The following is a 15,131-nucleotide window of genomic DNA, read 5'->3' as shown; positions in this document are numbered from 1 at the left end:
TGCGCCAGGCGGCTGGGCACCCGCTCGGCGGGTGATGGCGGTCGTCCGCCATCGGGTGAACCCTTCAGCGTTCGACGGTCAGCGCCACGCCCATGCCACCGCCGATGCACAGCGAAGCGATGCCCTTCTTGGCGTTGCGGCGCTGCATCTCGTGCAGCAGCGTGACCAGGATCCGGCAGCCAGAGGCGCCGATCGGGTGACCGATGGCAATCGCGCCGCCGTTGACGTTGACCTTGCTGGTGTCCCAGCCCATTTCCTGGTGCACCGCGCAGGCCTGTGCCGCGAAGGCTTCGTTGATCTCCAGCAGGTCCAGGTCCTGCGGCTTCCAGCCGGCGCGCTCCAGCGCCTTGCGCGCAGCGGGCACCGGGCCCATGCCCATGTAGGCCGGATCCAGGCCGGCACTGGCGTAGCTTGCGATGCGCGCCAGCGGCGTCAGGCCCAGCTGGGCGGCCTTGGCGGCGGTCATCACCACCACGCCGGCGGCACCGTCGTTCAGGCCCGAAGCGTTGCCGGCCGTCACGCTGCCGGCCTTGTCGAAGGCGGGGCGCAGGCCAGCCAGCGCGTCGGCGCTGGTCTTCTTGTTGATGAACTCGTCCGCGTCGAAGACGACCGGATCGCCCTTCTTCTGCGGGATCGTCACGCCGACGATCTCGTCCTTGAAGCGGCCGGCCTCCTGGGCGGCTGCCGCCTTTTGCTGCGAGGCCAGCGCCAGCGCGTCCTGCATCTCGCGGCTGACGCTGTACTTCTTGGCCACGTTCTCGGCCGTGATACCCATGTGGTACTGGTTGTAGACGTCCCACAGGCCGTCGTTGATCATCGTGTCGACCAGCTTCCAGTCGCCCATGCGCTGTCCGTCGCGGCTGTTCGGCAGCACGTGCGGCGCCAGGCTCATGCTTTCCTGTCCACCAGCGATCACGATCTCGCTATCGCCGTCGCGGATGGCCTGGGCCGCCAGCATCACCGCCTTCAGGCCGGAGCCGCAAACCTTGTTGATCGTCATCGCCGGCACGCCGTGCGGCAGGCCGGCCTTGATCAATGCCTGGCGGGCCGGGTTCTGGCCCGAACCTGCGGCCAGCACCTGGCCGAGGATGACCTCGTTGATCTGCTCGCCAGCCAGGCTGCTGCGTTCCAGCAGCGCCCTGATCACGGTCGCGCCCAGTTCCGGCGCAGCGGTCTTGGCGAGCGTGCCGCCGAACTTGCCGACGGCGGTGCGGGCGGCGGCGACGATGACGATGTCGGTGGTCATGAACAGATCTCCTGTGGGAAATGCGAGCGGGGTCGGGGAATTCGGAACCGAGGTCGGCCGGCGCCTGTCGGCGCCGCTGACGTCATGCCTTGGCTTTGACGTACCGGCCAGGCGCGGGTTCGATGGCCTTGTACTGGCGGTTGCCTGGCGTCTTGGGTGCGGCCACCATCGGGCCGGCGTGGCCCTTGAGCCACTGCGCCCAATCGCCCCACCAACTGCCCGGCACTTCCTTCGCGCCGGCCAGCCAGTCGTCGGCTTTGGTACTCAGCTTGTCGTTCGTCCAGTGGCTTCGCTTCTTGGCCGCCGGCGGGTTGATCACTCCGGCGATGTGGCCAGACGCACCCAGCACGAAACGCTTCTTGCCCTTGAAGATTTGCGTCGATGCGTAAGCACCCTTCCACGGCACGATGTGGTCTTCACGCGAGCCGTAGAGGAACACCGGTGATTCGATCTTGCCGAGGTCGAGCTTCTCGCCGCAGACCGTTAGCTTGCCCGGCACCTTCAGCTCGTTTTGCAGGTAGGTGTGGCGCAGATACCAGCAGAAGAACGGGCCCGGCAGGTTGGTCGAGTCGCCGTTCCAGTACAGCAGGTCGAACGGCGGCGGCGTCTCGCCCTTCAGGTAGTTGCCGACGACGTAGTTCCAGACCAGGTCGTTCGGCCGCAGGAAGCTGAAGGTCGTGGCCAGCTCCTGGCCCTTGAGCAGCGCCGGGCCGCTGGGTGCCTCGGCACCGAGGGTCATCTCGCGCATCTGCACCGACGCCTCGTCGATGAAGACATCGAGGATGCCGGTGTCGGCGAAATCGACGAAGGTGGTCAGCAGCGTGACCGAGGCCGCCGGCTGCTCGCCACGCGCAGCCAGCACCGCCAACGCCGTCGACAGGATCGTGCCGCCGACGCAAAAGCCGAGCGTGTCGATCTGGTTTTCGCCCGAGATCTCTTGCGCCACGCGGATCGCCTGGATCGCGGCATGCTCGATGTAGTCGTCCCAAGTCTTGCCGGCCATCGACTCGTCGGGGTTGCGCCAGCTGACCACGAACAGGCGGTGCCCCTGCTCCACCGTGTAGCGGATCAGCGAGTTCTCCGGCTGCAGGTCGAGGATGTAGTACTTGTTGATGCACGGCGGCACGAACAGCATCGGCCGTTGGTGCACCTTGGCCGTCAGCGGCTTGTACTCGATCAGCTGGAAGTATTCGTTCTCATAGACGACCGTGCCCTCGGTGGTGGCCACGTTGCGGCCGACCTCGAACACGCTCTCGTCGGTCTGCGAAACATGGCCTTGCTGCAGGTCGTGCACCAGGTGCTGGATGCCCTGGGCGATGCTCTCGCCCCGCGTTTCCAGCGCCTTGCGCTGGGCTTCCGGGTTCAACGCCAGGAAGTTGCTGGGGCTCATCGCGTCGACCCACTGCTGCACTGCAAAGCGGATGCGCGCCTTGGTCTTCTCGTCGCCCTGCAGGCTCTCGGCCATCTGCATCAGCGTACGGGCGTTGAGCAGGTACATCTGCGCGGTGTAGGCGGCGCCGGGATTGGCGGCCCAGTCTTTGGCAGCAAAGCGGCGGTCGCCGACCGGCCTGTGGGCTTTCGCCTCCTGCCCGTCGGCGCCGGTGGTCCCCAGCGCCTCCAGCGTCCCGTTCCACAGCGCGGTGGCTTGCTTCAGGTACTCGCTCTGCAAATCGCTCATCGACGCTTGCGGCAGCGTCAGGCCGGAGAATGAGCGCCAGATGTCACCGACCGCGTGGCCGAAGGCGTCCGCCTGTGCCTGAGCCTGGGCGCCGAGGGCGCCAAATGCCTCCAACGAGGGCTGCTGCGACTTACCAATCACTGCGTTTGTCTCCTTGCGGTGGGGCCCGCGGCTCGGCTGTGGTGGCCGCGTCGGCACGGTGCGGCGCCTGGCATTGAACGGCCGTCAGCTTACCGCATGATGACTCTATTTTTCGTTACGTGAGATTACTTATCACTGCCTGAAATGCACATTGTCGCCCTGGGTTGGATGTTCGTGGTGGTGCTGATGAGCCTCGCAGAGGCGACATCGCCCCAAGGCACGGTGCTCGGTGCCGTGTTCACGCTGGCGCTCTATGGCCTGCTGCCGCTGGCCATCGTGCTGTACGTGATGAACACACCGCACCGCAAGCGCGCGCGCCGACGAGCGGAGATGGAAGCTGCGGCACCCGCCGAATCGCCACCGCACGAGGGCCGCGATGATTAGCGAGAAGGCTCGCTGCGCGACGTGACGTTGTGCACTGCACAACGTCCGCGTCGCAGGCCAGTGCGGGCCGCGGCAGAGGCGCCCGCCCGCTTCCTACCGGCTGACGCTACCGAATCCAGATCGCCGCCGCATGGCGGCCGGTCACGCGGTCACGACGGAACGAGAAGAAGCGGGCCGGCTCGCTGTGGGTGCACCACTGCCCCCCACTGACCTGCGTGACCCCTGCCAACTGCAGCCGGTGCCGCGCCAGGCCGGGCAGATCGGCCCACCACTTGCCCGGGGCCACACCCGGACGGAAGAACGCAACCGCGCCCGGGCCGAAAGCCTCGCGCACGTCGTCACCCACTTCGAATGCCTCGGGCCCGATGCAGGCGCCGAGCCAGGCGCTGACTTCACTCGGCGCGCATCCCGCGGCTTCGCACACCGCCTCCAGCGTCGCCTCGACCACGCCGCCGGCCAGCCCGCGCCATCCCGCATGCGCCGCGCCCACCGCATGCCCACCTGGCGCGGCCAACAGAACCGGCAGGCAATCGGCCACCAGCACCGTGCAGGCGACGCCGCGCTCGGTCGTCACGCTGGCATCGGCCTGCGCAAAAGCCTGGCCGCGCGCCAGGTCGGCCCGCGTCAGCCGCACGACGCGCGCGCCGTGCACCTGATCCAGATAGACCGGTTGCGCGCCCTCCAGCCAGCCGGCAAAGCGGCGCTGGTTTTCGTGGATCGCCGCCGGCTCGTCAACGGCATCACCCCGCAGCCCGGCGGGTCGCAGGTTCAGGCTGTCGAACGGCGCCCGGCTGACCCCGCCACGGCGCGTCGACATCAAACCGCCCACCTCGGGCGGCAGGCCTTCGGCGCGAAGAAAACTGCCGGTGGTCATGGCATCAGCGCGGCCAGCGCACGGCCGCTCCGAAGCGGCCGCGCCACCCCCTCGGGGGGCAGGCTCGGTACGCCGGGCCGGGGGCTGCCATCAACCGGCATCCGGGCACTTCTCCGGCCGTGTCGCTTCGAACGCGTCCAGCTTCATGCAAGCCTCGAACACGCGCATCACGTTCGGCACATGGTCCAGCCGGCACTCGAAGCGCTGGGCGTTGAAGATCTGCGGCACCAGCACGCAGTCGGCCAGGCCCGGCGTGTCGCCCACGCAGTAGCGCGCAGGCGCCGCAGCCAGTTGGCGCTCGACCGCCTCCAGCCCCGTCTCCACCCAATGCTTGTACCAACGGTTCTTGGCGTCTTCGTCGACACCCAGCGAGTTGACCAGATAGCGCAACACCCGCAGATTGTTCAGCGGGTGGATCTCGCAGGCAATGTCCAGCGCCAGTGCGCGGGCGCGGGCGCGGGCCAACGGGTCCTTCGGCAGCAGCGGCGGCACCGGGTAGGTCTCGTCGAGGTACTCGATGATCGCCAGCGACTGATGCACGTAGGCGTCGCCGTCTTTCAGCAGCGGCACCAGGCGCGAGGCCGAAACGGCCGAGTACGACTCGGCAGTCTGCTCGTCCTTCTGCAGGTGAACCGACTTGTAGTCGTAGGCCAGCCCCTTCAGCGCCAGCGCGATGCGCACGCGGTAAGAGGCCGAGGAACGAAAGTAGTTGAAGAGTTCCATCACGGTGGGTTTCCTGTTCAGATTTCAGCCAGCACGATGTCCAGCTGCAATTGGCCCAAGCCTTCGATCGCCCCGACCAGTCGGTCGCCCGCCACCACGGCGCCCACGCCGGCCGGCGTGCCGGTGTAGATCAGGTCACCGGGGGCCAGCGTCCAGGCGCGGCTCAGCGTGGCGATGGTTTCGCTCACGCTCCAGATCAGGTCCGACAGGTCACCGGCCTGGCGGCGTTGGCCGTTCACGTCGAGCGTGATCGCGCCTTTCAGCAGCTCGCCGGTGGCGGCCTTGGGGTGAATCGAGCCGATCGGCGCACTGTCGTCGAAGCCCTTGCCGATGCTCCACGGCCGGCCCTGTTTCTTCATGTCGTTCTGCAGGTCACGCCGCGTCATGTCCAGTCCGATCGCGTAGCCCCAGATCAACTCGGCGGCACGCTCCACCGGCACGTCGCGCCCGCCAGCCCCCAGCGCCACCACCAGCTCGATCTCGTGGTGCAGGTTGCTGGTCATCGGCGGGTAGGCCATGCGGCCGATCTGCCCGTCGGCCACTGGCAGCACCGCATCGGCCGGCTTCATGAAGAAGAACGGCGGCTCGCGGCCGGTGTGGCCCATCTCGACGGCATGCTCGGCGTAGTTGCGGCCAACGCAGTAGATGCGGTGAACGGGGAACGAACGCCCATCGCTGACGGGCACGGCGGCCACGGCGGGCGGCTGGATCACGTAGGTCATGGCGGGGCTTTGCGTTGAGCTCGATCGGTCGATGATGCCACGGCACCGGCACTGACTTCGGGCTGCGAGCCCGCGCATTCGCAGGCCCTACACTGCCGCACCATGTTCACGGGCCGCACCATCGTTCACTGTCGCGCCTGCGGCACCAAGGTCAATTACGTGGTACCCGCAGACGACAACCGCCCACGCGCGGTTTGCCCCAACTGCGCCACCATCCACTATGAAAATCCGCTGAACGTGGTGGGCACGGTCCCGGTCTGGCAAGACCAGATCCTGCTGTGCCGCCGCGCGATCGAGCCGCGCCACGGCCTTTGGACCTTGCCGGCCGGCTTCATGGAACTCGGCGAGACCACCGCCGAAGGCGCACTGCGTGAAACCGACGAAGAAGCCGGTGCGCATGTGGAACTCGAAGGCCTGTTCACCGTGCTCAACGTGGTGCGTGTCGGCCAGGTGCATCTGTTCTACCGCGCCCGCATGACCGACACCCACTTGAACCCGGGTAGCGAGACGCTGGAGGCCCGGTTGTTCCGCGAGGACGAGATTCCCTGGAACGAGCTGGCTTTTCGCACCGTGCGAGAGACCTTGACCCGGTATTTCGCCGACCGCAAGGCCGGTCAGTTCCGCATCCACTGCGCCGATATCGCTTGACCGGCCGCCGGTCGGTCCGGTCTGTCCGCGTCGGGCACAGAACCGACGATGTGGCTGTCGATGCGAAGGGCGATCAACCCTTCAGGAACGCCAGCAGATCGGCGTTCAGGCGATCCTTGTGCGTGTCGGTGATGCCGTGCGGGCCGCCGCTGTAGACGATCAGCTTGGCGCCCTTGACCAGCTTGGCCGTGGCCTTCGCAGTGGTCGCGATCGGCACGATCTGGTCGTCGTCGCCGTGGACGATCAGCGTGGGGACGTCGAACTTCTTCAGGTCCTCGACGAAGTTGCTCTCCGAGAACGCCTTGATCGAGTCGAAGGTGGCCTTGTGCCCCGCTTGCATGCCCTGCTGCCAGAACGAATCGATCGCGCCCTGCGACGGCTTTGCGCCGGGCCGGTTGAAACCGAAGAACGGACCGCTGGCGATGTCGTGGTAGAGCTGGGCCCGGTCGTTCAACGACGCCGCGCGCAGCCCGTCGAAGACCTCCATCGGCACGCCCTGGGGATTGGCCGGCGTCTTGACCATGATCGGCGTGACGGCCCCGACCAACGCCGCCTTGGCAACACGCTGGGTGCCATGGCGCCCGATGTAGCGCGCCACCTCGCCACCGCCGGTCGAGAAGCCGACCAGCGTTGCGTTCTTCAGATCCAACGCCTCGATCACCGCCGCGAGATCGTCGGCGTATTGGTCCATGTTGTTGCCGGCCCAGGGCTGGCCTGAGCGGCCGTGGCCACGGCGGTCATGGGCAACCACCCGATAGCCGTGGTCGGCCAGGAACAGCATCTGGGACTCCCAGCTGTCCGAGCTGAGCGGCCAGCCGTGGCTGAAGACGACGACCTGTCCGTCCTTCGGGCCCCAGTCCTTGTAGTACAGCGGCGTGCCGTCCTTGGCCGCCACGTAGCTGGAGGCCAGCGCCGCAGCACTGCGAGCACCGACCTGCGACGGGGCCCGAGCCGTGGCTTGCGCCTGAACGGCCAGCGATGCCAGGGCCACGGATGAAGCGACGAAAAGCTTGGCGAAGGTGTGCATGTGAAGCTCCGGTTAGGGTTTGAACTGCGACAGGTTTGTCTGTCGGCAGAACGAACTTTGCCCGGGAAGCCCGTACGATACGCTTCATTCAGTACGCAAAAATTGATCAGGAGTTCAGGCCATGGGCGATCGACTGGCCGCACTGCTGGACCACTTCTCGGTCCGCGCGCACACCTTCCATGCCGGGGCGCTGTGCGGCATCAACGCCCTGGAAGCGAACGAGCCCTTCGGTCAGTTGCACCTGATCCAGGACGGTGATGCCGAGGTACGCCACGGTTCGTCGCCGACCCTGCACATCGCGCAACCGAGCCTGCTGCTGTACCCGCGCCCGATGGCCCATCGTTTCATCACGGACAAGCATCGGGGCGCGAACTTCGTCTGCGCCAACGTGCAGTTCGACGGCGGAACGGCCAGCCCGATTGCTGCGGCCTTGCCGGATGTCGTATGCCTGCCGCTCGAGCGGCTGCAAAGCTGCCAGGCGGTGCTGGCGCTGCTGTTCGCAGAAGCCGGGTCGAGGAACTGTGGTCGCCAGGCGATGCTCGACCGGCTGTTCGAAGTCGTGCTGATCCACATCCTGCGCGCGCTGATGGAACAAGGCCAGGTCGCAGCCGGCATGATGGCCGGCCTGGCCCATGGGCAACTTCGCCGCGCGCTCATTGCGATGCACGAGTCACCGCAACGCGACTGGTCGCTCGAAGACCTGGCCCGCGAAGCCGGCATGTCGCGTACCGTCTTTGCCACCAGCTTCCGCCGCACACTGGGTTGCACACCTGGAAGCTACCTGCAGTGCTGGCGCATCGGATTGGCGCAAAAGCTGTTGCGCCGCGGCCAGTCACTGAAGCTGATTGCTGCCGACGTGGGCTACGGCAGCGAAGCCGCCCTGTCACGGGCCTTCAGTGCGCAGACAGGCCTGTCACCGAGGGAATGGCGAAAGGCGAATACCGCACCCGGTTCGGGCGATCAGTAGAAGCCCTTCGACAGGCTCAGGGCGAAAGGACACGATGGTGGCACGGCCTATGTCATGCGGCCATCCACCTGACCCGTTCGGGCAGAGCCTGTCGACGCCCAGCACCCTGTCCTGCATCTCAAGCGGCCGGCACCACCGGCCCGGTCAGGCCGTCCAGCCCGCAAGTGGCCAGCGCGGTCGCATCGTCGGACGAGGCCACGCCCTCGGCATACACCTTCAGGCCGATGCCGTGCAACATTCGCACCGCGCCCGCCACGTGTTCGCGACGGGCGTGGTCGCCCGACAGGCCTTCGACGAAGCTCGCATCGAGCTTCACGAAGTCGAGCCCCACTTCCAGCAGGCCCGACGCTTCGGTCAGGCGTTCACCGGCATGTTCGAGGCCCACGCGGGCGCCGCAGCCGTGCATCTGCGTCACCATCTCGCGCACCAGCTCGATGTGCCGCAGCGCGCCGTCCTCCGCCACCTCCAGCCACAGGCCGGGCGCTTCGGCTGCAAAGGCGGAAAGCAAAGCCCGCAGGTTCGGCACGAAGCTGCTGTCCACCAGCGAGCCGGGGCTGACGTTCACCGCGCGGGCCATGCCGTCACTGGCAATGGCGGCCAGCGCGAGCTTGACGGCCAGCAGGTCGATGCGCGAGGTCAGCTGCGTTCGGCGCGCCATCGGCAACCATTGCGCCGCCGGCACCATCTCACCGTCGACTTCGAGCTGCAGGCGCAACGGGCACTCGCGGTGCACCACCGCACCATGCATGTCGACCAGCGGAAACTCGACCAGCTTGGCGCGCTGGTTGCTTACGGCGCCTTCCAGGCGTTCACGCCACGCGTCCTCGCCCAGCACCAGGCCGTCTCCGGTGTCATCGAGTTCCACCGCGTAGGCGCCGCGGCCTTCCGCCCGCGCCAGCGCCTGGTCGGCCGCGGCCAGCAAGGAAGACATCGGCGCTCCGTGCCACCACCGCACCGCACCGACCACGGCATTGGCCGTCGGATCGTGGGCACGCAGCAGATTGCGCAGCCGCGCCGCGACATCGACCGCCGGCTCGCGCAGCGAACCGACATCGGGCAGCACCATCGCGAAATCGGAACCGTTCAGCCGGCCCACTTCGAACGAGCCCGCGCGACGCGCCGATTCGACGATGGCCGCCGCCGACTCCTGCAGCAGCCGGTCCGTCGTGGCGTGGCCCAGCTTGCGGTTCAGGCCCTGCAGGTCGGCCAAGCGCACGAGCACGATCGCGCCGCCGGCGCTGCCGTCTTCGCTGCCCAGCATTACCTTCAGGCGGCCCATGAAGTGCGAGCGGTTCGACAGGCCGGTCAGCGCGTCGCAATTGGCTTGCCGACGCAATTGTTCGACCTGCGCGGCCTGCTCGTCGAACATGCCCTTCAGGCGCGCCACCATCGTGTTCATCGCCCGCGTCACTTCGCGCAACTCGGGCACCACCGGCTCGCTGATGGTGATGAAGCGGCGCTCGGTCAACGCGGTCGCCTGTTGCACCGTGGCCTGGAGCGGCAGGCGAATGCGGCGCACGGCGACCGCTGCCAGGGCCCCCAGGCCCAAGGCCAGCACAGCCAGGATGCCGGCAGTCGACAGCGTGTTCTTCCACAACTGGTCATCGGCAAAGCTCGAATGGCTGCGCACCTCGAGCCGACCCAGCTGCTTCCAGCCGTCGCTGACCTGTGCCGTGCCGGGCACCGGCGAGATGCCCATCAAGCGCACGAACCAGCCCGGCGCGGCACTGGCCTTGGGGTCGGCACGGCGCTCCTGCACCACCTTGCCGTCGGTGCCGGTCAAGCGGATCAACTCGTAGTAGCCAGTGTCGAACTGGCTGGCAATCACCAGCTCCATCGCGGTGGCATCGCCCTTTTGCTGCGACAGCGTCAGCGCGAGAAACTGCGCGGTGTCGTTGTTCTTCAACCCTAACTGGGTTTCGAGGTACTGGCGCGCTGAGTGCACCGTGATACCGAATGCGGCGGCAAACGCCAGCACCAGTGTCAGCGCGAGCAACAACCAAACCTGGCGGATCAGTGACATGGGCCCTCCTGGGGCATGCTTATACCTCGTTCAAGGCAGTGGATTACTGGAAAAAGCCGTCCTGGCGTGCCTTGGCCAGCGCGTCGCGCCAACGCGAAAGTCGCTCGGCCGGGCCCGCGCCGCCGACCAACACCGGGCCCACACCTTCCCACAGCCCCTCGGCGTTGAAGCTGAAGACGGGAGACAGGTCGGGCCGACGGCCAGCGCGGCGCAACTCGGTGATCAAGTTGTCCAACACGTAGGGGTCGGCCTCCGGGTTGGGGTAATAGGCGAGCACCATGTGCGGCTGCACCAGCCCATCCCGCCCACCGATCGCCGCGCGCACGTAGACCATGCGCAGCTTGCGGTGCGGCATGCCCAGGGCCGTGAGGGTGAAGTACTTGGCGATCGCATAGTCCTCGCAATCGGCCATGCCCTTTTGCAGCGATTCGAGTGGGCTGGCCCAGTAGTCGATCTGGCCCCAGATATCGACGTCGTCGCGGTACTGCAGGCGCCTGTTGAAGAATTCATTGACCGCGGTCAGCTGGCTCAGTTCGTCTTGCGATTGCACGCTGACCATCGCCTGTCGCAAAGCCTGTGCCCCTTGCTGCGCCTGGTCGCCACGGCGGGCGGCAGCGTGGACGATGCGCGCCGGGTCCCAGGCCTGCACGCCCAGCGACAGCGTGACAAGCAGCAGCGTCGCCCAACGCACATGCAGCAGCGCCCGTCGCAACGCCACGGCTGCGCCCGCGACCCAAGGCTCGGACCGGACGGCGATGGCAGCAGCAACGGAAACGTCGAGCATCGAAGGGTTGTCGGCCGTGCAGCGCGCGACTTGAGCGGCGCCCCTGCAGTCTGACATCAACGGCCGGTAGCTGTCGTTGGTCCGCCACAGGCGGCAGGGATAACAACGCCTGCGACTGGGCCGCCGGATGGCCAAGGATGTCGGCGTGTCGAAACCTCGTCCGCTGACACCCGTGCTTTCCAGCGGCCACACAGGTACTTTTCGAGCGGTTCATCGGCTGAATTTCGATAGACTGCCGGGGCCCGCCATGACGGGCGCACTCAAGCGCCAAAAAACAGCCCATGCCCGTCCGCCCATCGATGCTGCCCTGTTCTCCGCTGAGCCTGATGGCCACAGCCTTGGTACTGGGTTTCGCGTGGGCCGGCCCTCTGGCGGCGCAACAGCCAACGGCAGTTGCCGCATCCAGCGCGGCGGTGCCGTCCGAGTCGGCCGAGATCCAGCGCCTGCTCAAAGACGGCCAACACGCACAGGCGCTGAAGCTGATCGACGAGGCGCTGGCGAAGAACCCCAAAGACGCGCAGATGCGCTTTCGCCGCGGCGTTGCGTTGTCGATGCTCGACCGCAAGTCGGAAGCGCTGGCAGTGTTCCAGAAGCTGGTCGACGACCACCCGGACATGCCGGCACCGTACAACAATATGGCGGTGATCTATGGCGCCCAGGGCGACTACGAGAAGGCCCGCCAGGCGCTTGAACGGGCGATCCGCACCAACCCGGCCTATGCCACCGCCTACCAGAACCTCGGCGACGTCTACGCCCAGCTCGCCAGCCAGGCCTACACCAAGGCGTTGCAGCTGGACAAGGCCGACGCCAGCGTGCAGCCCAAGCTGGCCCTGTTGCGTGAGCTGACCGCCGGCGCCAACACCGCGCCACCGCCCGCCGCTGCGGCAGTGGCAGCCAAGCCGGTGGGGCGCCCAACTGCGCCCCCCCCGGTGGTGCAGCCCGCGCCCGTCCCTGCGCCCGTGGTGGTGGCAGCAGCGCCGGCGCCCAAGCCTGTGACCGCGCCACCACCTGTGGTAGCGCCCAGCCAGGCAGCCGCGTCGGCCAGCAAGCCGCCAGCCGTGGCGACGCCTGCGCCGCCGCCGGCCATCAAGCCTGCGCCGCCGGCACCCGCCCCACAGGCGGCCAACGGCGCCAATGCGGAGGTCGAAGCCGCCGTGCGCGCCTGGGCTGCTGCCTGGGCCCAGCGTGACATGACCGGGTACTACGCCGCCTACACACCGGACTTCAGCGGCCAAGCCGGCTCGCGTCGGGCCTGGGAACAAGACCGCCGCGACCGCATCGCCGCCCGCAAGCAGATCAAGGTCGAACTGGTCGACCTGCGCGTGAGCGTCGACGGCGACAAGGCCACCGCGAAGTTCAAGCAGGTCTACAACTCGGACGCGCTGTCGGCCACCAGCCGCAAGACGCTGCAGCTGGTGCGCGCCAACGGCCGTTGGCTGATCAAGCAGGAAGCCGTCGGCGGGTGATCCCCGCGGGTCCCTGCCAAGCCGCATCGCCATGAAGCGCGAATCGCCCCACAATCCCCGCAAGCGCCGTGGCGCGGTGCTGCTCGGCACCGTCGGGCTGTTGAGCGTGGGCGTGTTGTCGACCACGGACTCGCGTGGGCTGGGCTGGTGGTCACGCGACGCGCATGCCCACGCGCCACCCTCGGCCGTGTCGTCCACGCCGGCAATGCGGCTGGCCGACGACACCCCCGCGCTGCGGCTGCCCGACCCCACGGCGGCGCTGCAAGGCAGCCCCGAGGCGCGGCTGATCGCCATCTACCGCCTGGTCGGCCAGCGCAGGCTGCACGATGCGCTCGCTGCCAACACCGCGCTGGTCCAGCAATACCCGAACTTCCGCCTGGCGCTGCTGCTGCAAGCCGACCTGCTCGCCGCTCATGCCGCGCCGCTGCAGGGCTGGGGTGGCGGCGTAATGGGCAGCGGCGACGTGACGCCGCTGCGCGCGGAAGCCCTGCAACGTCTGGCCGCTCTGCGAGCGCGCCCGCCGGCGGGCGCGGTGCCGGCCGAGTTTGTCCAGCTGCCGCCGACCCAACCATACGCCATCGCGGTCGATGCGTCGCGCAGCCGGCTGTACCTGTTCGAGAACAGTGAAGACGGCCTGAAGCTGATCGACGACTTCTATGTCTCGGTCGGCAAACAAGGCGTCGACAAGCTGGCCGAAGGCGACCAGAAAACGCCGCTCGGCCTGTACTTCGTCACCGGTCAGATCGAGCCTCATCGGCTCGAAGACCGTTTCGGCGCCGGCGCGTTGCCGCTGAACTACCCCAACGCCTACGACCGCACGCGCGGCCGCACCGGCAAGGGCATCTTGCTGCACGGCGTGCCCTCGGCCACCTACTCGCGCCCGCCGCAAGACAGCGATGGATGCGTCGTGCTCGCCAACGACGACCTGCTGGGCCTGTCGTCCCGGCTGCCGCAACGTGACACGCCGGTGCTGATCAGCCGGAAGATCGATTGGCGCACGCCCGAAGCCGCGCGCGCTGCGGCCCGGCCCGACTTCCTGCAGACGTTCGAGCGCTGGCGCGCAGCGCGCCTCGCCGCCGATGGCGACACGATGGCTTCGTTCTACCCGAGTGCCACCGCGGCCGATGCCGACATCAACCTCACGCGCTCACGCCAACGTGCGACGAGTGCCCCCGCACCGGCGGCGATCGACGAGACCAGCCTCATCAGCTTCCGCGACGACCGGGAACTGATGGTCGTCACCTTCCGTGAGCAGGCCGGCAACATCGGCAACAGCCAGCAGGTCGACCACGTGATGCGCCAGTACTGGAGCCGCGAGGGCAACGACTGGCGGATCGTGGCTGAAGGGCAGGTGCATTAGGCCCCCACGGGCCCTCCCGGGCCCTGTCCCCGGGGGGGCTCGCGCAGCGGACCGGCAAAGCCGATCCGCGCACGCCACTTGAAAGGAAACATGGCCACCCAAACGGGTGGCCATGTTTCTTCTGCTATTCGACGGACTCAGCGTTTCATCGGCGGCAAGTCGGTACAGGTGCCGTGAGCGACTTCGGCGGCCATCCCGATCGACTCGCCCAGCGTTGGGTGCGGGTGGATCGTCTTGCCAATGTCGACTTCGTCGGCGCCCATTTCGATGGCCAGCGCGATCTCGCCGATCATGTCGCCGGCGTGCGTGCCGACGATGCCGCCGCCGACGATGCGGTGGGTGGCTTCGTCGAACAGCAGCTTGGTGAAACCTTCGTCGCGGCCGTTGGCGATGGCGCGGCCGGAGGCCGTCCACGGGAACAGGCCCTTCTTGACCTTCAGCCCTTGAGCCTTGGCCTGATCTTCGGTCAGGCCGACCCAGGCGACTTCGGGGTCGGTGTAGGCCACGCTCGGGATCACCCGGGCATCGAACTGCGCCTTGGTATCGCCTGACGCGACCTCGGCCGCCACGTGCGCCTCGTGCACGGCCTTGTGCGCCAGCATCGGCTGGCCGACGATGTCGCCGATCGCGAAGATGTGCGGCACGTTGGTGCGCATCTGCACGTCCACCGGGATGTAGCCGCGGTCGCTGACGATCACGCCAGCCTTGTCGGCACCGATCTTCTTGCCGTTCGGCGAGCGGCCCACGGCCTGCAGCACCAGGTCGTAGGTCGCTTCGCTCTTCTTGCCTTCGCTGTCTTCGAACTGGACCTTGATGCCATCGGGTGTCGCCGTGGCGCCCACCGTCTTGGTCTTCAGCATGATCTTGTCGAAGCGCGGCGCGTTCATCTTCTGCCAGACCTTGACCAGATCGCGGTCGGCGCCCTGCATCAGGCCATCGAGCATTTCGACGACGTCCAGGCGCGCGCCGAGCGTCGAGTACACCGTGCCCATCTCGAGGCCGATGATGCCGCCGCCAACGATCAGCATCTTCTTCGGCGTGCCGCGCAGCTCCAGCGCGCCGGTCGAGTCGACGATGCGCGGATCGTC

At 67.6% G+C, this 15,131-nt stretch carries 14 protein-coding genes; 5 read left to right on the top strand and 9 right to left on the bottom strand.

From position 1 onward, the window contains the following. Positions 1-64: 64 nt before the first annotated feature. A complete protein-coding gene (locus tag VFY73_RS09040; protein ID WP_329717832.1) occupies positions 65-1,246 on the bottom strand; it encodes an acetyl-CoA C-acetyltransferase in 1,182 nt (393 codons plus the stop codon). 82 nt (positions 1,247-1,328) lie between these two features. Beyond that, a complete protein-coding gene (gene phaC, locus VFY73_RS09035) occupies positions 1,329-2,924 on the bottom strand; it encodes a class I poly(R)-hydroxyalkanoic acid synthase (RefSeq protein WP_329717927.1) in 1,596 nt (531 codons plus the stop codon). Positions 2,925-3,209: 285 nt separating this feature from the next. Between phaC and VFY73_RS09030 the strand changes: the two genes are divergently transcribed. Next, positions 3,210-3,449 carry a hypothetical protein gene (locus VFY73_RS09030; RefSeq protein ID WP_329717830.1) on the top strand — a complete coding sequence of 80 codons (240 nt, stop codon included), beginning with the start codon at positions 3,210-3,212 and terminating at the stop codon, positions 3,447-3,449. Between the two features lie 106 nt (positions 3,450-3,555). Here the strand turns inward: VFY73_RS09030 and pgeF are convergent, their stop codons facing one another. The 3 genes from pgeF to VFY73_RS09015 form a co-directional block, all read right to left on the bottom strand. After that, positions 3,556-4,323 carry a peptidoglycan editing factor PgeF gene (gene pgeF, locus VFY73_RS09025; protein ID WP_329717828.1) on the bottom strand — a complete coding sequence of 256 codons (768 nt, stop codon included), beginning with the start codon at positions 4,321-4,323 and terminating at the stop codon, positions 3,556-3,558. Between the two features lie 90 nt (positions 4,324-4,413). Next, complete coding sequence (gene maiA, locus VFY73_RS09020; protein ID WP_329717826.1) at positions 4,414-5,046, bottom strand: maleylacetoacetate isomerase; 633 nt, start codon at positions 5,044-5,046, stop codon at positions 4,414-4,416. A 17-nt stretch (positions 5,047-5,063) separates the two neighbouring features. Continuing rightward, the gene (locus tag VFY73_RS09015) at positions 5,064-5,768 is read right to left on the bottom strand and encodes a fumarylacetoacetate hydrolase family protein (RefSeq protein ID WP_329717824.1); all 705 of its coding nucleotides are present in this window, start codon (positions 5,766-5,768) and stop codon (positions 5,064-5,066) included. Between the two features lie 102 nt (positions 5,769-5,870). On the opposite strand from VFY73_RS09015, the gene VFY73_RS09010 reads away from it, so the two are divergent. Further along, on the top strand, positions 5,871-6,416 hold the full coding sequence (locus VFY73_RS09010; protein WP_329717822.1) for an NUDIX hydrolase: 546 nt from the start codon (positions 5,871-5,873) through the stop codon (positions 6,414-6,416). Between the two features lie 73 nt (positions 6,417-6,489). On the opposite strand, the gene VFY73_RS09005 is transcribed toward VFY73_RS09010, so the two are convergent. Beyond that, positions 6,490-7,443, bottom strand: a complete 954-nt coding sequence (locus VFY73_RS09005) for an alpha/beta hydrolase (RefSeq protein ID WP_329717820.1) — start codon at positions 7,441-7,443, stop codon at positions 6,490-6,492. Between the two features lie 121 nt (positions 7,444-7,564). Here VFY73_RS09005 and VFY73_RS09000 point away from each other — a divergent pair, with 121 nt between their 5' ends. Then, positions 7,565-8,410, top strand: coding sequence for an AraC family transcriptional regulator (locus VFY73_RS09000; protein ID WP_329717818.1), 846 nt, complete (start codon positions 7,565-7,567; stop codon positions 8,408-8,410). A gap of 118 nt (positions 8,411-8,528) precedes the next feature. Here the strand turns inward: VFY73_RS09000 and VFY73_RS08995 are convergent, their stop codons facing one another. Together VFY73_RS08995 and VFY73_RS08990 are read right to left on the bottom strand one after the other, a co-directional pair. Further along, positions 8,529-10,433: a bifunctional diguanylate cyclase/phosphodiesterase gene (locus VFY73_RS08995; protein WP_329717816.1), complete on the bottom strand. Its 1,905-nt coding sequence runs from the start codon at positions 10,431-10,433 to the stop codon at positions 8,529-8,531. Between the two features lie 43 nt (positions 10,434-10,476). After that, positions 10,477-11,217, bottom strand: a complete 741-nt coding sequence (locus VFY73_RS08990) for a transglutaminase-like cysteine peptidase (RefSeq protein ID WP_329717814.1) — start codon at positions 11,215-11,217, stop codon at positions 10,477-10,479. 326 nt (positions 11,218-11,543) lie between these two features. On the opposite strand from VFY73_RS08990, the gene VFY73_RS08985 reads away from it, so the two are divergent. Together VFY73_RS08985 and VFY73_RS08980 are read left to right on the top strand one after the other, a co-directional pair. Beyond that, complete coding sequence (locus VFY73_RS08985) at positions 11,544-12,683, top strand: tetratricopeptide repeat protein (RefSeq protein ID WP_329717812.1); 1,140 nt, start codon at positions 11,544-11,546, stop codon at positions 12,681-12,683. A 31-nt stretch (positions 12,684-12,714) separates the two neighbouring features. Further along, a complete protein-coding gene (locus VFY73_RS08980; RefSeq protein WP_329717810.1) occupies positions 12,715-14,043 on the top strand; it encodes a L,D-transpeptidase family protein in 1,329 nt (442 codons plus the stop codon). A 137-nt stretch (positions 14,044-14,180) separates the two neighbouring features. On the opposite strand, the gene VFY73_RS08975 is transcribed toward VFY73_RS08980, so the two are convergent. Then, the coding region (locus tag VFY73_RS08975) for an NAD(P)/FAD-dependent oxidoreductase (RefSeq protein ID WP_329717808.1) at positions 14,181-15,131 on the bottom strand (951 nt) is incomplete at its 5' end.

This window comes from Ideonella sp. (assembly GCF_036277275.1).
Taxonomy (GTDB): domain Bacteria; phylum Pseudomonadota; class Gammaproteobacteria; order Burkholderiales; family Burkholderiaceae_C; genus Ideonella.
The sequence above is the reverse complement of the archived record's forward strand: the minus strand, read 5'-3'. Positions and strand labels throughout refer to the sequence as shown.